This window comes from Bradyrhizobium sediminis (genome assembly GCF_018736105.1).
GTDB lineage: Bacteria > Pseudomonadota > Alphaproteobacteria > Rhizobiales > Xanthobacteraceae > Bradyrhizobium.
This window is the reverse complement of the sequence record NZ_CP076135.1, coordinates 2,614,522-2,638,511: the sequence shown is the minus strand read 5'-3', so window position 1 is coordinate 2,638,511 and position 23,990 is coordinate 2,614,522. Positions and strand designations below refer to the sequence as shown.

General features: G+C 65.1%; 23 protein-coding genes. 15 read left to right on the top strand and 8 right to left on the bottom strand.

Annotation, left to right across the window (positions count from 1 at the left end):
- The first annotated feature begins 350 nt into the window (after window positions 1-350).
- From KMZ68_RS12555 to KMZ68_RS12545, 3 genes are all read left to right on the top strand, one after another.
- Window positions 351-1,445, top strand: a complete 1,095-nt coding sequence (locus KMZ68_RS12555) for a sensor histidine kinase (RefSeq protein ID WP_215616055.1) — start codon at window positions 351-353, stop codon at window positions 1,443-1,445.
- The gene (locus tag KMZ68_RS12550) at window positions 1,438-2,142 is read left to right on the top strand and encodes a response regulator (protein WP_215616054.1); all 705 of its coding nucleotides are present in this window, start codon (window positions 1,438-1,440) and stop codon (window positions 2,140-2,142) included. Before KMZ68_RS12555 ends, KMZ68_RS12550 begins: the two co-directional genes overlap by 8 nt.
- A gap of 978 nt (window positions 2,143-3,120) precedes the next feature.
- Complete coding sequence (locus tag KMZ68_RS12545; protein WP_215616053.1) at window positions 3,121-4,782, top strand: MFS transporter; 1,662 nt, start codon at window positions 3,121-3,123, stop codon at window positions 4,780-4,782.
- Window positions 4,783-4,837: 55 nt separating this feature from the next.
- Here KMZ68_RS12545 and KMZ68_RS12540 read toward each other — a convergent pair whose 3' ends face one another.
- On the bottom strand, window positions 4,838-6,025 hold the full coding sequence (locus KMZ68_RS12540; protein ID WP_215616052.1) for a pyridoxal phosphate-dependent aminotransferase: 1,188 nt from the start codon (window positions 6,023-6,025) through the stop codon (window positions 4,838-4,840).
- Between the two features lie 116 nt (window positions 6,026-6,141).
- Between KMZ68_RS12540 and KMZ68_RS12535 the strand changes: the two genes are divergently transcribed.
- The 7 genes from KMZ68_RS12535 to aat all read left to right on the top strand — a co-directional run bounded on the left by KMZ68_RS12535 (window position 6,142) and on the right by aat (window position 12,747).
- The gene (locus tag KMZ68_RS12535) at window positions 6,142-7,545 is read left to right on the top strand and encodes a M48 family metalloprotease (RefSeq protein ID WP_215616051.1); all 1,404 of its coding nucleotides are present in this window, start codon (window positions 6,142-6,144) and stop codon (window positions 7,543-7,545) included.
- Between the two features lie 81 nt (window positions 7,546-7,626).
- A complete protein-coding gene (locus KMZ68_RS12530) occupies window positions 7,627-8,394 on the top strand; it encodes a DsbA family protein (RefSeq protein WP_215616050.1) in 768 nt (255 codons plus the stop codon).
- Between the two features lie 202 nt (window positions 8,395-8,596).
- Window positions 8,597-9,313 (top strand): DUF1236 domain-containing protein, encoded by a 717-nt coding sequence (locus tag KMZ68_RS12525; protein ID WP_215616049.1) that lies wholly within the window; start codon window positions 8,597-8,599, stop codon window positions 9,311-9,313.
- A 256-nt stretch (window positions 9,314-9,569) separates the two neighbouring features.
- The gene (gene aroQ / locus KMZ68_RS12520; protein WP_215616048.1) at window positions 9,570-10,037 is read left to right on the top strand and encodes a type II 3-dehydroquinate dehydratase; all 468 of its coding nucleotides are present in this window, start codon (window positions 9,570-9,572) and stop codon (window positions 10,035-10,037) included.
- 56 nt (window positions 10,038-10,093) lie between these two features.
- Window positions 10,094-10,573, top strand: a complete 480-nt coding sequence (accB, locus tag KMZ68_RS12515; RefSeq protein WP_215616047.1) for an acetyl-CoA carboxylase biotin carboxyl carrier protein — start codon at window positions 10,094-10,096, stop codon at window positions 10,571-10,573.
- 86 nt (window positions 10,574-10,659) lie between these two features.
- Window positions 10,660-11,997, top strand: a complete 1,338-nt coding sequence (gene accC, locus KMZ68_RS12510; protein WP_215616046.1) for an acetyl-CoA carboxylase biotin carboxylase subunit — start codon at window positions 10,660-10,662, stop codon at window positions 11,995-11,997.
- Between the two features lie 69 nt (window positions 11,998-12,066).
- Window positions 12,067-12,747, top strand: coding sequence for a leucyl/phenylalanyl-tRNA--protein transferase (aat, locus tag KMZ68_RS12505; RefSeq protein WP_215616045.1), 681 nt, complete (start codon window positions 12,067-12,069; stop codon window positions 12,745-12,747).
- Window positions 12,748-12,963: 216 nt separating this feature from the next.
- Here the strand turns inward: aat and KMZ68_RS12500 are convergent, their stop codons facing one another.
- Window positions 12,964-13,926, bottom strand: a complete 963-nt coding sequence (locus KMZ68_RS12500; protein WP_215616044.1) for a DUF2155 domain-containing protein — start codon at window positions 13,924-13,926, stop codon at window positions 12,964-12,966.
- A 237-nt stretch (window positions 13,927-14,163) separates the two neighbouring features.
- On the opposite strand from KMZ68_RS12500, the gene KMZ68_RS12495 reads away from it, so the two are divergent.
- From KMZ68_RS12495 to KMZ68_RS12485, 3 genes are all read left to right on the top strand, one after another.
- The gene (locus tag KMZ68_RS12495) at window positions 14,164-14,943 is read left to right on the top strand and encodes an SDR family NAD(P)-dependent oxidoreductase (protein WP_215616043.1); all 780 of its coding nucleotides are present in this window, start codon (window positions 14,164-14,166) and stop codon (window positions 14,941-14,943) included.
- A gap of 76 nt (window positions 14,944-15,019) precedes the next feature.
- Window positions 15,020-15,967: an alpha/beta hydrolase gene (locus tag KMZ68_RS12490; RefSeq protein WP_215616042.1), complete on the top strand. Its 948-nt coding sequence runs from the start codon at window positions 15,020-15,022 to the stop codon at window positions 15,965-15,967.
- A 52-nt stretch (window positions 15,968-16,019) separates the two neighbouring features.
- Window positions 16,020-17,243: an SLC13 family permease gene (locus KMZ68_RS12485; RefSeq protein WP_215616041.1), complete on the top strand. Its 1,224-nt coding sequence runs from the start codon at window positions 16,020-16,022 to the stop codon at window positions 17,241-17,243.
- 21 nt (window positions 17,244-17,264) lie between these two features.
- On the opposite strand, the gene KMZ68_RS12480 is transcribed toward KMZ68_RS12485, so the two are convergent.
- A complete protein-coding gene (locus KMZ68_RS12480; protein WP_215616040.1) occupies window positions 17,265-18,203 on the bottom strand; it encodes a GlxA family transcriptional regulator in 939 nt (312 codons plus the stop codon).
- Between the two features lie 236 nt (window positions 18,204-18,439).
- On the opposite strand from KMZ68_RS12480, the gene KMZ68_RS12475 reads away from it, so the two are divergent.
- Entirely contained in the window at window positions 18,440-19,126 is a 687-nt protein-coding gene (locus KMZ68_RS12475) for a DJ-1/PfpI family protein (protein ID WP_215616039.1), read from the top strand.
- Window positions 19,127-19,476: 350 nt separating this feature from the next.
- Here KMZ68_RS12475 and KMZ68_RS12470 read toward each other — a convergent pair whose 3' ends face one another.
- The 3 genes from KMZ68_RS12470 to KMZ68_RS12460 all read right to left on the bottom strand — a co-directional run bounded on the left by KMZ68_RS12470 (window position 19,477) and on the right by KMZ68_RS12460 (window position 21,179).
- Entirely contained in the window at window positions 19,477-20,175 is a 699-nt protein-coding gene (locus KMZ68_RS12470) for a hypothetical protein (protein WP_215616038.1), read from the bottom strand.
- A gap of 75 nt (window positions 20,176-20,250) precedes the next feature.
- Window positions 20,251-20,694 (bottom strand): MarR family winged helix-turn-helix transcriptional regulator, encoded by a 444-nt coding sequence (locus KMZ68_RS12465; RefSeq protein WP_215616037.1) that lies wholly within the window; start codon window positions 20,692-20,694, stop codon window positions 20,251-20,253.
- Between the two features lie 74 nt (window positions 20,695-20,768).
- Window positions 20,769-21,179, bottom strand: coding sequence for an NADH:ubiquinone oxidoreductase subunit NDUFA12 (locus KMZ68_RS12460; protein WP_215616036.1), 411 nt, complete (start codon window positions 21,177-21,179; stop codon window positions 20,769-20,771).
- Window positions 21,180-21,440: 261 nt separating this feature from the next.
- On the opposite strand from KMZ68_RS12460, the gene KMZ68_RS12455 reads away from it, so the two are divergent.
- Complete coding sequence (locus KMZ68_RS12455) at window positions 21,441-21,998, top strand: BA14K family protein (RefSeq protein WP_215616035.1); 558 nt, start codon at window positions 21,441-21,443, stop codon at window positions 21,996-21,998.
- A gap of 60 nt (window positions 21,999-22,058) precedes the next feature.
- Here the strand turns inward: KMZ68_RS12455 and KMZ68_RS12450 are convergent, their stop codons facing one another.
- Both KMZ68_RS12450 and KMZ68_RS12445 read right to left on the bottom strand, forming a co-directional pair.
- A complete protein-coding gene (locus KMZ68_RS12450; protein WP_215616034.1) occupies window positions 22,059-22,958 on the bottom strand; it encodes a DMT family transporter in 900 nt (299 codons plus the stop codon).
- The gene (locus KMZ68_RS12445) at window positions 22,955-23,854 is read right to left on the bottom strand and encodes a DMT family transporter (RefSeq protein WP_215616033.1); all 900 of its coding nucleotides are present in this window, start codon (window positions 23,852-23,854) and stop codon (window positions 22,955-22,957) included. Before KMZ68_RS12445 ends, KMZ68_RS12450 begins: the two co-directional genes overlap by 4 nt.
- Window positions 23,855-23,990 lie beyond the last annotated feature (136 nt).

The following is a 23,990-nucleotide window of genomic DNA, read 5'->3' as shown; positions in this document are numbered from 1 at the left end:
TCGCCGTTCTGCCGGTCGTTCCTGCAAAAACGGCCATTTCCCCGTCCATAGCCAAGATCAACTAGGTCATGGAAGTCAATGGCGCGGAGATAGCGATTGATCCCGTTTTTCACCTGGCACAGTCGCCATCCGGGGACCGCCCCGTGCCACCCGCACGCTGACGTGGGCATCGAGTACCCGCGCCGGACGGGGCCGTGTCGCTCGGATCCGCCACGGGCCGGCAATGAGGCACACCCGGGCTGGAACGGCCGTATTGATTCTGCGATAGATGATGCGCGGCGACACTAGCACGGGCCGCGTCGGACTGACGGGGTCAGACCGACAGCGCGAAAGGAGGCTGGCCGCGCGCCATGTTGATCCGCATCCGGGAGTTTCGCAACGGGCCTCGCGGCCGCTGGCTGCGGGAGCAGCTTGCAGGTGTTCTTGTTGCCCTGCTCATCGTTGCGGTGCTCACCGCCTCGCTCGCGGCAGCATTCCTGTGGCTTCCGATCGAGCACGTCACCATCGTCTACCTGATCCCGGTCATCGTCGCGGCGTTGCGCTGGGGCGCCATTCCGGCGCTGTTCGCCGGAATTTCGGGCATCGCTGCGGCGGCATTTTTCTTTTATGCCCCGTATTACGATTTCCGTGTGCACAGTCCCGCGCAGATCGTCGACATCGTGCTGTTCATCACCGTCGCGACCATTACCGGCCGCATGGCGGTCGCCGTTCGGGAGGCCAAGGTTCGCGCGCAAGCGGAAAGTCTGCGCGATGCTCTGATCGGCTCGGTTAGTCATGAGTTGCGTACGCCGCTGGCCTCGATCGTGGGTTCGACCTCCATTCTCGCCCAATCGCCGGCGATCGATCGGGATGTGCACCTGTCGTCTCTGGTCCGCGTGGTACGCGACGAAGCCGAACGGCTCAACGGCGACATCCAGAACCTGCTCGACGCGACGCGCATAAGCAGCGACGGAATCCGGCCACATTGGGAATGGGTCGATCCCGAAGACGTCGTCAACGGCGCTCTGGTTCGCAAGCGGCGGCTGCTTGGCGACCGTCAGGTCTCGCTTGCCATCGCCGACGACTTGCCGCTGGTCTATGTCGACCCATCGATGATCGAAAGCGCCCTTGCCCAGTTGATCGAAAACGCCGCGAAATACTCCGCTCCACGCGCCTCGATCGCCATCGGCGCCGTGCAAGAGGGCGGCATGATCCAGATCAAGGTGGTCAACGAAGGGGAGAGACTTGCGTCCGGCGAAATCGAAAAAATATTCGAGCGATTCTATCGCAGCCCGCGTCACGCCGGCGCGATCCCCGGGTCGGGTCTTGGGCTCTGGATCGCACGTGCCCTGATCGAAGCCTGCGGCGGACGCGTGCAAGCCATCAGTTCCAGCCACGACACGACGTTCCGCATCGATCTGCCGGTCGGAGCCCAGCCACCATCCGACGAGCACGCCGATGAGTGACGCACCTCCTGTCGTTCTCATCATCGACGACGACCCGCAAATCCGGCGCTTTCTGCGCGCCGGTTTCGATCTCGAGCACTTCAGCGTGCTCGAGGAACAGACCGGCCAGGCCGGGTTGCGTTCTGCCACGTTGCGCCAGCCCGATCTCATCGTGGTCGATCTGAATTTACCCGACATGGACGGCGCCAGCATCGTGGAACGGATACGGGCGTGGTCGAGTGTTCCGATCATCGTGCTTTCGGTGCGCGCGAGCGACGAAGACAAGGTGAAGTTGCTGGAGTGCGGCGCCGACGACTATGTGGTGAAGCCATTCAGCATGGTTGAGCTGGTGGCGCGGGCGCGGACGGCGATCCGCCGGCAAACGCGCGGCGCCAAAGGCGAGGTGGTCGTCAAGCTCGGACCACTATCCATCGATCTTGCGAACCGAGCCGTGTTTCTCGATGGCGTGCGCGTTGTGCTCTCGCCCAAGGAATACCGCCTGCTCCAGGTGCTGGCGCAACACGCCGGTAACGTGGTGACCCATAATATCCTGTTGAAGGAGGTATGGGGTGTGCACAACCTGCACAATGCGCATTACTTGCGGATTCTGGTGCGCCGGTTGCGGGGCAAGATCGAGCAGAACCCCAAGCAGCCGCGCATCCTGGTAAGCGAACTCGGCGTCGGTTACCGGCTGACAAGCGGCGGCTGTTCCGACTGACGGAGCCGCTGTTACCGAAATGTTACCGACAATTCCTTCTTAGTTACCGGTCCCGTTACCGGCTCCGCTTCTAGGCTCAACTTGCCTGATTTGCGCACGAATTTCTTGCGCCCCGGCAATGGAGCTTTAGAGCGTGCCAGTTCGACGGCGTCTGATCCGCAAGCCACCGCCCCCAACGTCGCCGCCGCTGAAAGGGCACCGCAGGTTTGCGTCGATTGAAGCCAGGCGGGATCAGCTCTTCGCCGAAATGGCGCTGTTGAGCGAAGTGCACGGACCTTCCATGCGCTCGCTCCAAACGGCCCGCGTCCTGCTCACGAAATGGTGGAGCCGGGGAAGCTGGCAGACTCGCGAGAAATTAATCAAGGCAGCGGATTTGCTGGTTCACAACGAACGCAATCGCGCAATGCAGCCGTCCCCTGATTCGGGCAACGGCCCGTGGTGAACCCTCTCGATATCATGCCGGTGCTGGCGCTGGCGTTCGCGATCATGTGCATCCCGATCCTGGGAGATCGGCCGTAGCGGAGCGGCTGAAGCCGGCGCGCGCAAGCGGCACTTGAAGCTGACGACGCGCTTCTGTAGATCGAGACCGTCGCAGGCATGGCGGCGGTCTTGGCGCGAACGGGCGCAAGCAACCGGGCCGCCAACGCTAGATCGACGATACCCGTCGCAAATCGAAAGTCGTCCAGCGGCTAGCCGTGCTGCAGGCGGCCAGTCGACTGATCGACGGACTCGAGCGAGTCACATTTGGGCTGTGATCCAGCCACTTTTTCGGACCATCGCCACGGGCCCCGGCTGCTCCATTTTTAATTGTTATTTCAATGGCTTGCGCGCCACGATTTCGCCCTTCGGCGTAAGACTTGAGGCGCACAGACGCCAGCCGCGCGTGCGGCGTATCCGTAAAATTCCGGGGCAGTTCGAGGCGGACACGCAGACGACTGCGCCCGGTCAAAAGAAAACCGGACAAGAGGGAGGACACGCATGGCAACGTTAGTGCAAACCTCGGAGCGTGGCCGGGGCATGACAGGCGAGGAGAAGTTCGTCATCTTCGCCTCGTCGCTCGGCACCACATTCGAGTGGTACGACTTCTACCTGTACGCCACATTGGCGCCGTTCTTCGCCTCGCTATTCTTTCCGCCAGGCAACGACACCGCCGCTCTTCTTTCCGCCTTCGCGACATACGCGGCAGGCTTTCTCGTGCGTCCGTTCGGCGCCATCATCTTCGGGCGCATCGGCGATCTGGTCGGCCGCAAATACACCTTCCTGGTCACCATCGTGGTGATGGGCAGCGCCACCTTCCTGGTCGGCGTGCTGCCGACATTCGCCTCCGTGGGTTGGCTGGCGCCGATCATGCTCGTCTCGTTGCGCCTGTGCCAGGGCTTGGCGCTCGGCGGCGAGTACGGCGGGGCGGCAACCTATGTGGCCGAACATTCCCGGCCGCACGAGCGCGGCTACACCACGAGCTGGATTCAGACCACGGCGACGCTGGGCTTCTTCCTGGCGCTGGTCGTGATCGGATTGTGCCGCATCTACATGGACGCCAAGATGTTTGCCGACTGGGGTTGGCGCATCCCGTTCCTGGTCTCTCTCATCCTGCTGGTGTTCTCGGTCTATATCCGGCTCCGGCTGTCCGAGACCCCGGTCTTCCTGAAGATGCGCGATGAGGGCAAAGGCTCCAAGGCGCCGCTGACCGATAGCTTCTTCCGCTATCCGAACAACAAGTACGTGCTGCTGGCGCTCATCGGCGCCACCGCCGGTCAAGGCGTGGTCTGGTACACGGGTCAGTTCTATGCCTTGTTCTTCCTGCTCATCACGCTCAAGGTCGACTTCATCACGACCTACGCCCTGATTGCGCTTTCGCTCGTGATCGGTACGCCGTTCTTCATCGTGTTCGGCTGGCTGTCGGATCGCATCGGGCGGCTCAAGATCATCCTGGCGGGCTGTGCGATCGCGGCCATCACCTACTTCCCGCTGTTTGCCGGTCTGACGCACTACGCCAATCCGGACCTTGAGGCGTTCCAAGCGAAGAATCCGATCACGGTCACGGCCGATCAAAAGACCTGCAACTTCCACATCTTTGTGGGTCCGTGGTCGAACTTTACGCAATGCGACCGCGCTCAGGACTTCCTGACCAAATCGGGACTGTCGTTCAAGATCGTCAGTGCGCCCGATTCAAAGACGGTCGACCTGGACGTTGGCGGCGCCAAGGTGCAGGGCTGGGATAGCGCCAAGTGGACGGCGGCGCTGGCGTCAAAGGGTTATCCGAAGTCGGCCGACCCGGCGAAGATCAACTACTTCATGGTTGAGCTGCTGCTCGTCATCATGGTGATCTACGTCACGATGGTGTACGGACCGATCGCGGCGTTTCTGGTCGAGATGTTCCCGACCAATATCCGATACACATCGATGTCGCTGCCCTATCACATCGGCAATGGCTGGTTCGGCGGCATGCTGCCGCTGCTGGCGACCGCGGTGGTGGCAACGACCGGCGATATCTATGCCGGGCTCTGGTATCCGATCGGCGTGGCGGTGATGACTCTCGTGGTCGGGCTGTTGTTCCTGCGCGATACCAAGGGCGTCGATATCTCGACCGGATCGGGCGTCGCGATCCAGAGCGGATCGGCCGTCACGCGCCAGAGTTGAACGCATCGTGGCCGGCGGGCCGCAAACGCCCGCCGCCCACTGTCCCGGCCCGGCCCTACCGCAGCCATTGCGAGATGCGCGCGACGGCCTCGCGCATCTCGTCGGCCGAACGCGCGTAGGAAAAGCGGATGAACTGGCGGCCGTGGATCGGGTCGAAGTCGACCCCGGGGGTCGCCGCGACGCGGGCCTTTTCCAGCATTTCGCCGGCAAATTTGAAGCTGTCGGAGGTGAATTTGGAAACGTCGGCATAGAGGTAAAACGCGCCGTCGGCGGGGAGGAATTTATCGAGGCCGGCCTTGGGCAGGCCTTCGATCAGGATGCGGCGGTTCTCCTGATAACCGTGCTTGATCTCTTCCATCTCGGCGCGCCCCTCGAAGGCCGCCTCGGCGGCAATCTGCGACAGCGTCGGCACCGAGATCGCCAGGTTCTGCTGCAGCCGCTCGATCGGCCGCACCAGCGGCTCCGGCACCACCATCCAGCCGACCCGCCACCCGGTCATGCAGAAGTATTTCGAGAACGAATTGATCACCAGCGCATCCGGCGACAGCTCCGCCGCCGTCACCGCCGGAAAGGCATAGTCGAGGCCGTGATAGATTTCGTCGGAGATGAAACGGATGCCCGCGCTTTCCGCCGCCGCCATCAGGCCGGTGAGCGCCTCGCGCGACATCATCGTTCCCGTGGGATTGGCGGGGCTTCCGACCAGGACGCCCTTCAGCGGCGTCTTGCGATGGGCGGCGAGCAGCGCCTCGCCGGTCAGCGCGTGACGGGTTTCGCTCGATGTCTCGATCAAGACCGGCTCGCAGCCGAGCGCGGTGAGGATGTGGCGGTACGGCGGATAGCCGGGAACCGTGACCGCGACGCGGTCGCCGGGCTCGAACAAAGCGAGAAAGGCCAGGATGAACCCGCCCGACGACCCCGTGGATATCACGACCCGCTCGGCGTCCACCGCGCAGCCGTAGGTCTCGCGGTAATGCCGCGCGATCCGTTCGCGCAGCGAGGGAAGGCCGAGCGCGGAGGTGTAGTCGATCCGCCCGACGTCGAGGGCGGCGTGGGCGGCCAGAATCGCGGGCCTCGGCGCCGACGCCGCCGGCTGCCCCACTTCCATGTGAATGACATGGCCGCCGGCCGCCTCGATGCGCGCCGCCGCCGCCATCACGTCCATCACCATGAACGGCGGAACATTGCTTCGTCCGGACGCCGTCAGCAGGCTTTTGGCGCGGTCTCTCGGTGTCGCTTCAAGCATCGATATCTGCTATTTGAGCTCGGAAAACGGGGCCCTGGTGCCCCAGACAAGCCGCATTCGGCGGCTTGTTAGGGCATATATCGTATCCAGGCCGCCGCCAATCCCTGAAGACCGCCATGTTGCTTCGCCTCGCCCTGCGCCGGAAGATGTCGAGACTGACCGCCGCCACGACGGCGGTCGCGCTCGCCCTTGCGCCGGTGCCTGCGCTGGCGCAAGGCCGGGGTCCGCCGATCATCCGCGACACCGAGGCCGAGCAGTTGCTGCGCGAATATACTCGCCCGATCCTGCGCGCGGCGGGGCTGGAAAAGCAGAACATCCAGATGGTCATCATCAACGAGAGCGTTTTCAACGCCTTCGTCGCCGACGGCCGGCGGATCTTCGTGAACTACGGCGCCATGATGCAGTCCGATACCCCGAACCAGATCATCGGGGTGCTGGCGCACGAAACCGGCCACCTCGCCGGCGGCCATCTCTCCAAGCTGCGCGAACAGCTGGCGGCGGCGCAGACCCAGATGATCATCGCCATGCTGCTCGGCGCCGGCGCGCTGGTCGCCGGGGCACGCGGCGGCAATGCCAATAGCGGGCTCGCCAATGCCGGCGCCGCGGCGATGTCCGCGCCGCAGGAAGTGGTCCGCCGCTCCCTGCTCTCCTATGTGCGCCAGCAGGAGGAAAACGCCGACCGCGCCGGGGTGAAATTCCTCACCGCCACCGGCCAGTCCGCCCGGGGCATGTACGAGACCTTCAAGCGGTTCACCAATGAGAGCCTGTTCGCCGCGCGCGGGTCCGATCCCTACGCCATGTCGCACCCGATGCCCGCCGAGCGCGTCGCGGCGCTGCAGGAAATGGCGCGAACCAGTCCCTATTGGGACAAGAAGGACGATCCGGCGCTGCAACTGCGCCACGACATGGCGCGCGCCAAGATCTCGGCCTTCATGGAACGGGCGGACACCGTCCACCGGCGCTATCCGCTGTCGAACGACAGCCTGCCCGCGCGCTATGCCCGCGCCATCGCGACCTACCGGCACGGCGATCTGCGCAGCGCGATCGCCCAGATCGACGCCCTGATCCAGGTGCAGCCCAATAACCCCTATTTCTATGAATTGCGCGGCCAGGCGCTGCTGGAAGGCGGCAAGCCGGCGGAGGCCATCGCGCCCCTGCGCAAGGCGGTTCAACTATCGAATAACGCGCCGCTCATCGAGATGTTACTTGGGCAGGCGCTCGTGGCGACTAATAGTAATGCCCACACCGACGAAGCGATTGCGATTCTGCGCGCGGCGGTGGCACGAGAAACCGAGGCGCCGCTCGGCTATACCCAGCTCGCGATGGCCTATGGCCGAAAAGGAGATTACGCGCAGGCCGACCTTGCTTCCGCCCAGGCGGCCTTCTTGCGCGGCGACAACAAGACCGCGCGCGATCTGGCATCGCGGGCCAAGACCCGGTTCGCGATCGGCACGCCGGGCTGGGTCAAGGCCGACGATATCGTCTCCGCCAAGCCGATGCCCGGCCAGAAGAGCAACTAGAAACAGACGGAGCCGGCGTAAGAGGTTTCGCAACGCCGGCTTCCGCTGCAACCCAATCAATTGATCCAAGAGGATTTGCCAATGCCTTCGTTCCGCCTGCTCGCCGCCACCCTGTTCGCGCTCGCGCTCTGCGGGGCGCCGCCGGCAGCCACCGCGCAGAGCTTTTCCGACACCCAGCGCGGGGACATAGAAGTCATCGTCCGCAACTATCTGCTCACCCATCCCGAAGTGCTGGAAGAGGCGATGACGGAGCTCAGCAAGCGCCAGAGCGCGGCCGAGGCCGAGAAGCACCAGGCGGGCGTTACCAAGAACGCGGAGGCGATTTTCAATTCGCCGCGCGACGTCACCGTCGGCAACAAGGCCGGCGACGTCACCATGGTCGAATTCTTCGACTACAATTGCCCGTACTGCAAACGCGCCATGACCGACATGATGGAGCTGATAAAATCCGATCCCAAGCTGAAGGTGGTGCTGAAGGAATTCCCGGTGCTCGGCCCCTCTTCCGTCGAAGCCGCCCAGGTCGCGGTCGCCGTGCACATGCAGGATGCCAGCGGCAAGAAGTATCTCGATTTTCACCAGAAGCTGCTGAACGGCAGGGGCCAGGTTGACAAAGCGCGGGCGATGGCGGCCGCCAAGGAGGTGGGCGTCGACATGGCCAGGCTCGAAAAGGATCTCGCAAGTCCGGAAGTACGCGCCACGCTCGAGCAGAATTTCAAGCTCGCCGAGGCGATGGGCATGAACGGCACGCCGAGCTACGTGATCGGCAAGCAGGTGGTGATCGGCGCGGTCGGCGTCGAAAACCTGAAGGAGAAGATCGGCATCGCGCGTTGCGGCAAGGCGACCTGCTGAGGGCGTCTGCAACGATCCGATGCTGCATCGATGAATTGAAAGGCCGGCCATCGCGCCGGCCTTTTGTTTGCGCCGTCTTCGCGGCGATGCGGTTCATCGCGCGTTCACAAAACAAACCCGATGGAACCGGCGATCCCGCGGAACATCGCCCCTCATTTGTCGTTGTCGGCGCGGGCAATACAGACACGTGAGGAGATATTCGATGACTAATCGCTTCTTGATCTCGGTCGCGGCGGCAGCGCTGATCGCCGGAACCGGTTTCGCCAATGCGCAGGGAACCGGCATGAGCCGTGAGGGCGGCGTCACCACCCAGCAAAGCGCGCCTTCTTCCGAACGCGACTCGCCTTCGGCAGTTCCGATGAACCGCGATGCCGGGGAGTCCAAGCACATGAAAGGTGCGCAGTCGAACGAGAAGATGGCGCCGGGAGGCAACAAGAACCAGCGCGCCCAGGACAACATGCCGGGGCAGAAGCCGAAGGGCATGGCTTCGGAACAGGACCGCACCAAGGATGGCATCAAGGGCGGCAAGGACATGAAGGCCGAGAGCCGTGAAGGCCGCAGCGGCAGCATGAATGCGGACAGCAAGTCCCATACCACGACCCAGTCGCAGACCGCACCGAGCGGCCCGTCCACGACCACCACGGGCCAGGCCGGCGCCGGCGCCAAGCTCTCGACCGAGCAGCGCACCCAGATCACCAGCGTGATCAGGGAACAGCGCGTTGCGCCGGTCACCAAGGTCAACTTCTCGATCGTGGTCGGCACCAAGGTGCCGCGCAGCGGCGTGACCTTCCATCCGCTGCCGGCGCGAGTGGTGACGATCTATCCGCAATGGCGCGGATATGAGTTCATCCTCGTCAACGAGCAGATCGTGGTCATCAACCCGCGAACGCTCGAGATCGTAGCTATCCTCGAAGCCTGATAGCGCGCATTTCGCAGGGATCGGGGGCGGGCAGAAATGCCCGCCCCTTTTTGCGTGGCCCCGTGCCGGGGTCCGCGAATGGGCGACCGCGCCCTATTCCCTAACATTGGTTAACGAGTGATTTCAGTAGGTTCTGCGCGGCTTTTTATGAACAAGATGAGGCATTTGAAGGGGGACAGGACGGCCTAAAGGCTTCCCCTTGGGCCTGATGTTACCTATAACCCCGCCACCTACCGCAAGCATTGCCGGGAATTGGATGGCCGAAAGACCTGCCGAGACGATTTACGTGCTCAACGGCCCGAACCTCAATCTGTTGGGGACCCGCGAGCCCGAGACCTACGGTCATGCCAGGCTCGCCGATGTCGAGGCACTCTGCGCGCAGACCGCTGCGCAATTCGGCATGAAGGCCGATTGCCGGCAATCCAACCGCGAAGGCGAGCTGATCGATTTCATCCACGAGGCGCATGCGAAAAAGGCGGCGGGCATCGTCATCAATGCCGGCGGCTATTCGCACACCTCGATCGCGCTGCATGACGCCCTGATGGCGGTGAAGATTCCGACCGTCGAGGTGCACATCAGCAATATCTACGCCCGCGAGAGTTTTCGTCACCACTCCTTCACCGCCAGGGCCGCATTCGCAACGCTGTGCGGCTTCGGCATCGACGGTTACCGATTGGCGATCAACGGCCTTGCCGCCAGGATCGGCGCGAAGCCCAAAGCCTGAAGCAAAAGCCTGACGCCCTCCGCCCGTCACCATTCAGAAAGTTCCGGATCAAGATCATGGCGCGCCAGCCTGACGATAAGAAGACCGCAAAAATCACCAGCGACGACAGCGGGCTGATCCGCGAACTCGCGCTGCTGCTCGACGAGACCAGTCTCACCGAGATCGAGATCGAACGCGCCGGCCTGCGGGTGCGGGTCGCGCGCAACATCAGCATCGCCGCATCGATGCCGTCGCATTTCCAGGCCCCCGCTGCCGCCCCGGGCGCGGCGGCCCCGGCGGCCGTCGCCGACATCGCCAAACACCCGGGCGTCGTGCCCTCGCCGATGGTCGGCACCGCCTATTGGGCGTCCGAGCCCGGCGCCAAGCCGTTCATCGAAGTCGGCACCAAGGTATCGGTCGGGCAGACGCTCCTGATCATCGAGGCGATGAAGACGATGAACCAGATTCCGTCGCCGCGCGCCGGCACGGTGACGCAGATCCTCGTCGAGGACGGCCAGCCGGTCGAATTCGGCGAACCGCTGGTGATTATTGAGTAGAGGCGAGTAGCGAAAGGCGAATAGCGAATGGTTTTCCGATCGACCATTCGCCACTCGCTATTCGCCGTTCGCCCCTTAGGAACCCCATGTTCGACAAAATTCTCATAGCCAACCGCGGCGAGATCGCACTGCGCATCCTGCGCGCGTGCAAGGAACTCGGCATCTCCACCGTCGCGGTGCATTCGACCGCCGACGCCGACGCCATGCATGTGCGGCTCGCCGACGAGAGCGTCTGCATCGGCCCGCCGCCGTCAAAGGACAGCTACCTCAACGTACCGGCGCTGCTGGCCGCCTGCGAAATCACCGGCGCGGACGCGGTGCATCCCGGTTACGGCTTTCTGTCGGAAAACGCCCGCTTCGCCGAAATCCTCGCCGAACACAATCTGCATTTCATCGGACCGAAGGCCGAGCACATCCGCCTGATGGGCGACAAGATCGAGGCCAAGAAGACCGCCAAGCGGCTCGGCATCCCCGTGGTGCCGGGCTCCGACGGCGGCGTCGGCCCCGACGACGACGCCATGGCGATCGCGCAACAGATCGGCTTTCCGGTGCTGGTCAAGGCGGCAGCCGGCGGCGGCGGCCGCGGCATGAAGGTCGCGCACTCGGCCGAAGACCTGATGCTGGCGCTGTCGACCGCTTCCAACGAGGCCAAGTCGGCGTTCGGCGATGCCTCGGTCTATCTCGAAAAATACCTGCAGAAGCCGCGCCACATCGAAATCCAGATTCTCGGCGACGGCCGCGGCGGCGCCATCCATCTCGGCGAGCGCGACTGCTCGCTGCAGCGGCGCCACCAGAAGGTCTGGGAGGAAGGTCCCTCGCCGGTGCTGGCGGCGGCGGCGCGCGCCAAGATCGGCGCCACCTGCGCCAAGGCGATGCAGGATATGAAATATCTCGGCGTCGGCACCATCGAATTCCTGTACGAGGACGGCGAGTTCTATTTCATCGAAATGAACACCCGCATCCAGGTCGAACATCCCGTCACCGAGATGATCACCGACATCGACCTCGTGCTGGAGCAGATCCGCATCGCCGCCGGCGGCGAACTGCCGGCGACGCAGGACGAAATCCAGATCATCGGCCATGCCATCGAGTGCCGGATCAACGCGGAAAATCCGCAGACCTTCCGGCCCTCGCCGGGCAAGATCATGCAATATCATCCGCCCGGCGGCCTCGGGGTGAGAATCGATTCCGCGGTCTATCAGGGCTACGTCATCCCGCCCTATTACGACTCGCTGGTCGGCAAGCTGATCGTCCATGGCAAGACCCGCGGCGAATGCCTGATGCGGCTGCGCCGCGCGCTGGACGAAATGGTGGTGGAAGGCATCGAGACCACGCTGCCGCTGTTCCGCGCCCTGGTGCGGGAACCCGACATCATCGACGGCGATTACCATATCCACTGGCTCGAACAGTATCTGGCCGGCTAGCCGGGCGGCTGCCCCCGGCGGAGGCTGCAAGCTAGCCTCGCCCGCCTTCGCCCTGCTATCCTGCAGCGCATGACGTCACGCGACTCCGCCTCTTCCGACATCACGCCCGAAGTGCTGCTGCGCGCCTATGCCTGCGGCATCTTCCCGATGGCCGAGAGCGCCGACGATCCGACCCTGTTCTGGGTCGAGCCGGAAATGCGCGGCGTGATCCCGCTCGACGGCTTTCGCGTCTCTTCGCGACTCAAGCGCACCGTGCGCTCCGACGCCTTCACCGTCACCGTCAACACCGCCTTCAAGGCGGTGATCTCAGGCTGCGCCGCGCCGCAAGCAGGCCGCGACGACACCTGGATCAACAAGCGCATCCGCGATCTCTATGTCGGCCTGCACGCAATCGGGCATGCCCACAGCGTGGAGGCCTGGCAGGACGGCGACCTGGTCGGCGGACTGTACGGCGTCAGCCTCGGCCGCGCCTTCTTCGGCGAGAGCATGTTTCATACCGCCCGCGACGCCTCCAAGGTGGCGCTGGTGCATCTGGTAGCGCGGCTGATCGAAGGCGGCTTCGAACTGCTCGACACCCAATATGTCACCGAGCACTTGCGCAGTTTCGGCGCGGTCGAGATCTCGCGGCGGCGCTATACCACGCTGCTCGACAAGGCGATCAAGGGCGGCAACGCCGATTTCCTGAAGCTGAGGGTTGATCGTCCGGTCAGCGGCGCAGAAGCGCTGGAGATCATAGCCGCGCGCAGTTAGCGCATTTTCCCGTTCGGTGGCTTCATGCTTCGAGACGCGGCCAACTGGCCGCTCCTCCAGCGATGAGCGCACTTGCGCTCACGCGGGGATGAGGTTCTTAGACCCTCACGGTGAGGAGCGCGGCAACGCCGCGCGTCTCGAACCGCGAGGCCACGGCATACGAAGTGACTATCCCCGCAACTGGCACAAGCGCCAGCGGTCTCGCGCCGGGATTTGCTAATTCCCGAACAGTCCGCCGAACAGTCCGCCGGGCCGCTGCTGCGGAGGGGGCGGCGGCGGGGGCTGCTGCTGGAATTGCGGCTGCGGCGGCGGCGATGAACGCTGGACCTGCTGCTTCGGCGGGGCACGCTTCTGCGGCGGCGGCGGTGGCGGCGGTTTCACCACCTCGGGCGCCGCGGTCACGATGGTGGTTTCCGGACCTTTGCAGTCGGTCAGCCAGATATCGTAGATCGGATGCTCGACGCCGTGCAGGCCGGGGCTCGCGGCATACATCCAACCGGAGAAAATCCGCTTCACCTCGCCCTGCAGCGTGATCTCGTCGACCTCGACGAAGGCGTCGGTGTTGGCGGCCTCGGTGGCGGGGCGCGTGTAGCAGGCGTCGGTTTTGACCCGCAGCGCGCCGAACTGGACGGTCTCGCCGATATCCTCGTCGAAATTGATGATGCGCCCGGTGATCTTGTCGAGCCCGGAGAAGCTCGCCTTCTTGTTGACGATCTTCTGCGCCGGCGGCTCGGTGACCACCTCGTCGCCGGGCTGTAGCGAGGCCGGAGACTGCGGCACGCCCTTCGGCTGGCGCTGTCCCGGCGGCAATCCCGGCAGCGGAGCGGCGCCGGGCTGCGGCGGCGCCACCGCAATGCCGGGCTGGGTGTTCTGGGGGATGACGGTGGTGCCGGGCGGCGGCGCCAGCGGCTGCGACTGCACCGATCCGGGAGGCGGCGCGCCCTGCCCCGGCGGCGGCCGGTTGGGGGTCGGCAGCAGCCGGCCCCGCGGTAGCTCCGGCACTTCCTCGTCGTCGTCGGGCTGCTGTTGCGGCTGACCGCCCCGCGGAATGGCGCCGGGCGGCCGCGGCGCGGGATCGGAAAAGATATTGCCGATCTGCGCGCGCGCCGGCGGCGCAAGCGAGATCGTCGTGGCGGCCACCAGGGCCGCAAGACCGGTCAGGGCAATGGTTCGAAACATCTCGCAGCTTTAACAGGCGAATCGGGCCAGCGACACCCTACAGGACCTATCGCCGCTCGCAGGGGCTCCGGTTAACACGGCGAATACGGCGGGGAAAGGGCGGTTTGCCTTTCCTCCGCCCCACTGGTCAGCCCCTGCCACAAATGAAATAGTCGCGCCCGGCGATCGTTTGCGCGGGCCACCGCGCCGAACCAGCAGAAATCCGGGACAACCGGAGCAGAAGGGGAAACACCAGACATGACCGATCGAATTCGCCTGGACGGCAGGGTCGCCGTTGTCACGGGGGCGGCCGGCGTCATTGGAACCGCGACCATGCGGCTCCTGGCCGAACGCGGCGCCCGCCTGGTCGCGGTCGACCGCAGGGAGCAGGACCTCAAGGCCGCGGTCAAGGACCTGCCCGCCTCGGCGCAGACGCTGACTGTCACCGCCGACGTCACCGATGAGGATGAGGTTGCAGGCTATGTCCGCGCCGCGATCGAAAAATTCGGCGCCATCGACGCCTTCTACAACAACGCCGGCATCGAGGGCGACATCAAGCCGATCACCGAATATTCGCTGGAGAGCTTTCGCCGCGTGCTCGACGTCAACGTGGTCGGGGTGTTCTTGGGCATGAAGCACGTACTGCCTGTGATGCTGAAGCAGAACAAGGGCAGCATCATCAACACCGCCTCGATCGCCGGCCTGATGGGATCGCCCCACATCGCGGTCTACAGCGCCAGCAAGCATGCGGTGATCGGGCTCACCAAGACCGCTTCGTGGGAATGCACCGGCACCGGCGTGCGCGTCAATTGCGTCTGCCCGGGCCTGATCGACAGCCGGATGCTGAGCACCATCCTGCAGGGCCGCAGCCCCGGCAATGCGCCTCCCCCCAACGACAAGATCGTCGAACGGATTCCGGCTCGGAGACTGGGACAGGCCTCCGAGGTCGCTTCCATCGTGGCCTTCCTGGCGTCCGACGAAGCAAGCTATGTTTCCGGCTCGGCCTATACCGTCGATGGCGGACGCACCGCCGCGTAAAGCGTCATTCCGGGGCCCGCTGAAAGCGCGAACCCGGAATGACAACAATGCAATTCGCAACTGAGGTCTTCCCGCCATGCCCGCCATTCTCGATCCCGATGCCGCCGCCGTGTTCAAGGCTTTCCAGGAAGCCGACCGCCCGCCTTACGAAACGCTGTCGCCGGCGGAAGCCCGCGAGTTCTATCTGGCCGGCCGCGTCGTCTCCAACCCGGAGCCGCCCGAGCTTGAATCGGTCGAGCCGCTTTCGATCCCCGCCCCGCACGGCTCGATCCCCGCCCGCGTCTACACGCCGAAGCATCCGCGCAAGGCCGACGGCCTGGCGCCGGTGCTGGTGTTCTTTCACGGCGGCGGCTGGGTGATCGGCGATCTCGATTCCCACGACGTGGTGTGCCGCAAGCTCGCCGACGAAGGCCGGATGATCGTGATCTCGGTCGACTACCGGCTCGCGCCCGAACATAAATTCCCCGCCGCGGTCGATGACTCCATCGCCGCGACCAAGTGGATTGCCGAAAACGCAAAGCAGCTCGGCATCGATGCATCGCGGCTGAGCGTCGGCGGCGACAGCGCCGGCGGCAACCTCGCCGCGGTGGTGGCAATCGCCGCCCGCGACGGCAACGGGCCCGCCATCGCAGGCCAGGTGCTGATCTATCCGGCCACCGATTTTGCCATGACGCATCCCTCGCACCGCGAGCCGGAGACCAGCATCCTGCTGACGCATTCGGTGATCCGCTGGTTCAGCGATCATTATCTGAACGGCGCCGCCGACGTGCACGACTGGCGGGCCTCGCCGGCGCGCGCCAAGACCCTGATCGGCCTGCCGCCGGCCTATGTGCTGACCGCCGGCGCCGATCCCTTGCGCGACGAAGGCGACGACTATGCGCGGCAACTGAAGGAAGCCGGCGTGCCGGTGACCTACCGGCACTTTCCCGGCCAGTTCCACGGCTTCTTCACCATGGGCAAATTGCTGCAGCAGGCCAACGTCGCGGCGACCGAGATCGGCGTCTGGCTGAAGGCGCTCAACTAGGGCTTGGACAGCGTTTCCTGAATTTCCTTCCTGCAACCATATCGAGGCCGTCGTGATCGAACCGATCCTGGTGTTTGGAATACCCGTCGATTTCATCCTGTTCGCGCTGACTCTGCTCGGCGTCGCGCTGTTCCATCACCACACCCTGCCGGTCGCGTTGACGGGGCTCGGCGCCGTCATCGTCTACAAGCTGATCTTCACCGGCTTCAAATATGGCGTCGGCCTCGGCGGTCTCGGCCACCATATGGCGCATGAATGGGTCACGCTGGCCAACCTGTTCCTGCTGCTGATGGGATTTGCGCTATTGTCCCGGCATTTCGAGGAGAGCCGGATTCCAGATGAAATGCCGGCGCTGCTGCCTGACGACTGGAAGGGCGGCGTGGTGTTGCTGGTGCTGGTGTTCGTATTGTCGAGCTTTCTCGACAATATCGCAGCCGCCCTGATCGGCGGCACGGTGGCGCGGCACGTCTTCCAGGGCAAGGTTCATATCGGCTATCTCGCCGCCATCGTCGCAGCCTCGAACGCCGGCGGCTCCGGTAGCGTGGTCGGCGACACCACCACCACCATGATGTGGATCGCGGGCGTCAGCCCGCTCAGCGTGGTCGAAGCCTATGTCGCGGCCATCGTCGCGATGCTGGTGTTCGCCGTGCCGGCGTCGATCCAGCAGCATCGGTACTCTCCGATTCAAAAGGATCCGCCGAAGGGATTGAAGATCGACCCGGCACGGGTGTTCATCGTCGCGGCCATCCTGGTCGCGGCGCTGGCGGCCAACATCACGGCGAACCTGAAATTCCCTGCGCTTCTGGATACACTCCCCGTCCTCGGGCTTGCGGTCTGGGCCGTCATCCTGCTGACCGCAGGCTTGCGCTCTCCGGACTGGAAGGTCATGCCGGAGACTTTCAAGGGCACCATCTTCCTGCTGGCGCTGGTCACCTCGGCCTCGATGATGCCGGTCGAAAAACTCCCCACCGCATCGTGGCAGACGGCGCTGGGTCTCGGCTTCGTCTCGGCGGTATTCGACAACATCCCGCTCACCGCGCTGGCGCTGAAGCAAGGCGGCTACGACTGGGGCTACCTCGCCTACGCCGTCGGATTCGGCGGCTCGATGATCTGGTTCGGCTCTTCCGCCGGCGTGGCGCTGTCCAACATGTATCCGGAAGCGAAGTCGGTCGGGCGCTGGATCACCCAGGGCTGGTTCGTCACCGTCGCCTATGTGATCGGTTTCTTCGTGATGCTTGCGGTGCTCGGCTGGCACGCCGACGTGCCGCTGAAGTAATGGTTTAGCTCGACGCGATGGCTACCCCGCACGCGCTGCGCGGCGCAGCGATTGCGGCGGCTGGCCGAAGGCGCGGATGAAGGCGCGGCGCATCCGCTCGGGATCGCGAAAGCCGGTGGTTTCAGCGACGCGCTCGATCGCCTCAGAGGAAGACTGCACGCGCTGCCGCGCTACCTCGATGCGCAGCCGCTCCACCGCCTTTGATGGCGTGGTGCCGGTCTCGGCAATGAAGGCACGCGCAAAGTGCCGCGAACTCATGCCGGCCTGCTCGGCCATGTCCTCGACCGTCAGCGGCGCGTCGAGATGCTCGCGCGCCCAGGCCAATAGCGGCCCGAACCGCCCCGACGGCGCCTTCAATTCCAGCAGCGAGGAGAATTGCGACTGGCCGCCGCTGCGGCGGTGGTAGAGCACGAGCTGGCGCGCTGCCTGCTGCGCGATCTCTTCGCCGTAATCTTCCGCGACCATCGCCAGCGCCAGATCGATGCCGGCGCTGATCCCGGCCGAACTCCAGATATTGCCGTCGCGGACGAAGATCCGGTCGGGCTCCAGCTTCACCCGCGGATAGGCCTTGAGGAAGTGCCGGGTGCGCTGCCAGTGCGTGGTGGCGCGGCGGCCGTCGAGCACGCCGGCCTCGGCCAGGATGTAGGCGCCGGAGCAGACGCTGGCGACGCGGATACCGCGCTTGGCCAATCTCCGCACGAAGCCGAGCGTCTTCGCGCAGGTCGCAGCTTCCCGCACCCCCTCCCCGCCGGCCACGATCAGGGTCGTGATCGCGGCTGACGGCTGCAGACCGCGCGCCAGCATCTCGACGCCCGAGGAACTGCGAACCGGGCCCGGCTTCACCGCCAGCACCTTGATCGACGGCGGCTGGCGCGCGAAGCGGGCTCCGACCTCGAACGCCGAAATCGGCCCGGCGGCATCCAGCAATTGGAAATCGGGAAATATCAGCACGCCGATCATGACGTTGGCTATGTCCTTAAATGAGGGAAATATGGCATTTCGGACATGAGACGACCATGGCATCATCCACATGTCAAGCGTTGACGCGCCGCATTCCACGTCATCGCCGGGCTTGACCCGGCAATCCATCCGCTTCGCGAGAACTCTTTCGAAGTGGATGGATGCCCGGATCAAGTCCGGGCATGACGACTGAATTTGCGGCGGCGATTCCTGAAAAACTTCGAAAGGATCTCATCATGTCGGCGCCGCTTCAGATCGGTATCGTGTTGTTTCCACGGGTGACGCAACTCGACTTCACCGGGCCGCTGCAGGTGTTCTCCAGCGTGCCCGGCGCGCAGGTGCATCTGATCTGGAAGCGGATCGAACCGGTCACCAGCGACTCGGTGCTGACGATCACGCCGACCGTCAGCTTCGCCGATTGCCCGCAGCTCGACGTGATCTGCGTGCCGGGCGGGCTCGGCACCGATGACATGGTCAATGACGAGGAGATGCTGGCTTTCCTGCGCAAGCAGGCCAGCGGCGCCAAATACATCACCTCGGTGTGCACGGGATCGCTGGTGCTGGGCGCGGCCGGCCTGCTGAAAGGTTATCGCGCGACCACGCACTGGACCGCGATCGATTATCTCGGCGAGTTCGGCGCGACGCCAACCAGGACAAGGGTCTGCGTCGATCGCAACCGCATCACCGGCGGCGGCGTTACTGCAGGGATCGATTTCGCGCTGACGCTGGTGTCGATCCTGGTCGACCGGCGCACCGCGGAGGCGATTCAGCTCAGGCTCGAATACAACCCGGCGCCGCCGTTCAATGCCGGTTCGCCGGACACCGCGCCGCCGGAAATCCTCGCCTTCATGAAAGACCGGATCGCAGCCTCGCAGGCGCGCCGCGGCGAGATGATCCATCGCGCCGCGGCAAGGCTGGCCTAGCCGTTCGATCCGCCGATCAGAATCGGCTTTGAAGAAAAAGGCCGCCTGGTTTCCCAGACGGCCTTTCCTGTCCTACGGCAGCTGCACATTGACGGGCGATTTCAGAACCTCAGCGCCAGGGGCCTATCTCCCAGCCACATCCTGATCGGCAGCCGCTGCATTCCGGGGCAGTCGCGAACTGTTGCCCGAACCGTCGCGATGGTCTCCCATCTCCGTAAGATGACCCATTGAGCCACCAATGCGTCCGGCGCTCAATAACGCCGTCGCAGATGTCCCCGTTGTTCCCGCTGTTCACAGGCCGCTCCAATCGCGGCACGGCCTCAGCGCAACTGCAGCATCGGCGGAACCGGCTAGACCGCAGCCACCTGGCTGGCCCGCCGCAGTTTGGCGAAGATGATGCCGTGGGTCAGCAGGTAGAACGGCACCAGCAGGGTAGGAATGTTCGACCATGGCAGCATCACGACGGCGGAGGACCCGATGGTTTCGCCGAAGATCTGCAGCGGCGAGCCCGGCGCGGACATGATCCCAAGCGTCACCGCGGCAATCAGGTCGAGCGCGCCGAACAGGTTCCATGCGAACAATGCGCCGCGGTTGCCCTGGGGATGGCGGACGATCGCCATCGTCAGCGGGATCGCGGTCAGGCCGACGATGATGTCGCCCCACCCTGCCGACTGCGGGAACGGTCCGCTCAACCTGTCCTGCGCGGCCAGCAGCAGGAAGAAACCGCCGAACACCCGCATCGCGTTGAGCCCCACCAGCAGGGGCAGCGGCAGCGCCAGCAGGGTCTCGCGCACGCTCGCCAGCGACAGCGCCGCGATGGTGGCCGCCACCAGCGGCAATCCGGCCATCACGCCGATCGCCGGCACCGGCGTCGAGGTGACGGCGTAAACCCCGGCACTCGCCAGCGCGACGGCGAGCCCGATCCACAGCCCGGCGATCGCGACCGTGGTCAGCTTTTGCGCCGACGACAGCGGCATCATGGTGATGGCGGCATTCAGGTTCACCGCAATCGCAGCGGTGAGGACGGTGGTACCAATCAGATCGAGCATGTCAGCCTCCTCGTTATATATATGTAATTACACCTATCGAACCGAATGAATGCCCGGCGCCACGCCGGCTGCGTTTCACCCCAGGCTGCGGGAAGCCAGAATTTTCAGCGCGGCCTCGCCGTCGGCGCCCAGCAATCTGGCGACGTGGGCCTGCGCTTCGGACCAGAACGGAAAGCCGCGGCGGACGGCGCCCCGCCCCTGCGCGGTGATGGCAATCATGCGCGCGCGCGGATCGTCGCCGGCCTTGATCGAAATCCATTTCCTGGCTTCGAGCGGCGTCAGATTCCGCGTCAGCGTGGTGCGCTCCATCCCCAGCAGCCCCGCGAGCTTGCCGATCGGCATTTCGCCGCGCAGCATCAGCTGCGACAGGATCGTGAACTGGGTGATGCGGATCCCCGATTTCTGCATGTAGCCGTCATAGAGACGGGTGATCTTGCGCGCCGCCTGCCGCGACGCCAGGCAGAAGCAGCCGGCGCAGGCCATGTATTCCGCAAGATCGGGGTCGTTCGGTCGTTTCATGACATGAGTGTAAATACACTTATGTCAATCCGCAAGAGGCCGGAGCCGTCGCCCCTGGCTGATTTATCGGAAGCTCAGTTGCCGGGGGTCCAGGGCTGGTAGTCGCCGGTGGCCTTGGGACGGCGGCCGCTCGCCAGCGTCGAGCCGGACGGGCGGTAGGCCGAAGGCGTCCCGGTCATGTTGGGGACGTGCGGCTTTTCCCATTCGCGCGGGGTGTAGCTCTCTTCGGTCGGGGCTGTGTCGACGGTGTGATGCAGCCAGCCGTGCCAGGACGGCGGCACGCGGGTGGCCTCGGCATAGCCGTTATAGACCACCCAGCGCCGCTCGAAGCCGAGCGTGGGATCGATCTTGCGCCCCTTGGTGCGGTAATAGCGGTTGCCCTGCTCGTCGGTGCCGACCAGCTCGCCGAACCGCCAGGTCCACAATTGCGTGCCGAAAGTCTGGCCATTCCACCATGTGAAGAGCTTGAGCAGAAACAGTTTCATAAGCGCGGCCGGTTCGAGAACAGTTGGGGGTCCTGATGCCATCGGCAGGCCCGATTGTCCAGTTTCGTCCGGCCTCGCCCGGACCGGCCGGGGCCGCAGCCAACACCTTTAAGTGACCGGATGTCGCGGAAAGGGCTTAATTTGTTCATTCAGGATACAGTTCCCATTGGGCAGTCTGGAGGCCGCGCACGATGGGTGCCGGGCCCGGGAACGTCCGCCCTCCCCGAGGGTTTAAACGAAGTCCGGTGGATGGAGCCGAGAATGATCGATCTGAAGGTTTTGAGTATCGCCGCAGCGATGGCCCTGGTGTTGCCGCTGGCAGCACCTGGCGAGAGCTTCGCGCAAGATAAGGGCGGTGGCGGCGTTGCCGTTGGCGGCGGTGGCGGTGGCGGTGGCGGTGGTTTTCGCGGCGGCGGCCCGGCCATCGGCGGTGGCGGCGGCATGAAATTCGGTGGCGGCGGCGGCGGATACGTCGGCGGCGCTCCGGGACCGCGCTTTAGCGGCGGCGGCGGAAACTGGCACGGCGGCGGTTACGCCGGCGGCTATCGGCGCCACCACTACCATGGTGGCGGCGGCTTCATCCCCGGCGCGGTGATCGGCGGCGTCATCGGCGGCGCGCTGGCGTCGCAGAGCTACGGCTATTATGGCGCAGCACCGTACGGCTATTACGACGACGGATACTATGACGACGGCGCGGTCGCGGTGGCGCCTCCGGTCGGCGACGACGCGGTGGCCTACTGCATGCAGACCTATCGCTCCTACGATCCGCGATCGGGCACCTATCTCGGCTATGACGGCTTGCGGCACCCCTGCCCGTAAACAGCATCCGGGCGTTCCGGACTTCAAGGACGGTGCATCGCCGATGCGCCGTCCTTTTTCTCAGGACCGCAGCGCCATGGTGACGCCGCCGAGCGTCACCACCAATGCCGTGATTTCGCGAAATCCCAGCGGCTCGTGCAGCATGGCGCCGGCCGACAGCACGCCGATCACAGGCACCAGCAGGGTGCCGATCGATGCGGTCGCCGCCGGCAATCGCTCCAGTGCGGCGAACCAGCAGACGTAACACAGGCAGAACTGGATCAGCGTCATATAGGCCATCGACGCCCAGCCGACGCTGGACAGCGCCGCCAGATGCGGCTGCTCGACGATCAGCCCGACGATCGCGATCGGCAGGCAGCCGATGCCGATCTGCCAGGCCGCCAGCGACAGCGGCGGCATCGCCAGCGGGAAATGCTTGGTCAGGACGGTCCCGAGCGCGACGCTGATCGCGCCCGCCAGCACGCACAGGAATCCCGGCAGCTTTTCCAGGCTGGCGTCGATACCGTTGCCGCCGATCAGCACGGCGATGCCGGCGAGCGCGACGGCGAGCGAAATCGCCCGCAGCAGCGACAGCCGCTCGCCCAGCACCGGCCACGCCAATAGCGCCACCCACACCGGTATCGAAATCGCGAGCACCGCCGCCTCGCTGGCATTGAGCCACAACAGCGCCAGCCCCATGAAGGCGACCCAGCCGCCGATCGTCAGCACCGATACCAGGACCAGCCGCGACCACATCGGCCGCGGCGCGGCCAGGCTCTCCCGCCGCGCCACCGCGAACAGCGCCAGCGCCGCAGCGCCGATCAGGCCGCTCAGCCCGCGCGACGACAGCGGCGGCCACTCCGAGAGCAGGTTCTTCATGATCGGGAAATTCAGCCCCCAGCCGACCGAGGTGACGGCGAGGAACAGAAGACCGAGCGGCGAGATCCGGTGCGCCGCGCGCGTGCTGGGCGAAGCCGTCATGACCGCGTCGCCAGTACCACGCCCGCGAGCGTGAAGATCAATGCCGCGATCTGGCCGGGGCCGAGCGGCTCGTGCAGCGCCACCGCCGAGGCCACCACGCCGATCACAGGCACCGCCATGGTGCCGATCGCCGCCACCGACGCCGGCAGCCGCGCCAGCGCCGCGAACCACGCCACATAGGCGATGCAGAACTGGATCACGGTGGAATAGAACAACAGCCACCAGCCGAGCGGCGTGATCGCGGCGACATGGCTGGTCTCGATCAGGAGGCCGACGATCGCGATCGGAAAACAGCCCAGCCCGATCTGCCAGGCTGCCGCCGGGATCGGCGCCATCTGCAGCGGATACTTCTTGGCGAGCACGGTGCCGAGCGCGAATCCGATCGCGCCGCCGAGCGCCATGACGATACCCGGCAGCTTCGCAGCGCTCGCGGTGATGCCGTTGCCGCCCATGATGGCGGCGAGCCCCGCAAACGCCATCACCAGCGCGATGGTGCGCAGCACCGTCGGCCGCTCGCCGAGCACCGGCCAGGCCAGCATGGAGGCCCACACCGGCATGGTGTAGGCGATCAGCGCCGCCTCGCTGGCGGGCAGCCAGAGCAGCGCCAGCCCCATCAGCACCATCCAGCCGGTGACATTGAGCAGCGCCGCCAGCATCAGCCGCGGCCACAGCGCGCGATCCACCGTCAGGCTCTGCCGGCGCAACAGCGCCAGCGCCGCCAGCAGGCAGGCGCCGATCACGCCGGTGACCCCGCGCAGCGTCAGCGGCGGCAGTTCGCTCAACAGGTATTTGGTGACCGGCCAGTTGAAGCCCCAGCCCACCGAGGTGATGGCGAGGAACAGGAGGCCCGCGGGCGTGATGGGTGCACGCGCCGCCGTCGGATTTTGCAGCTTCATGGGGTGAGTCGACCGGTGGAATCGGAGGCACCATGCCGCTTATCCGGGCTCCCGACCATCGGCCGGCGGACATGCCTGCCCGGACATCTCCGTAGCGTCACGTGAGTCTCGAAGGAGCAACCCCCGAGGGGCCCTC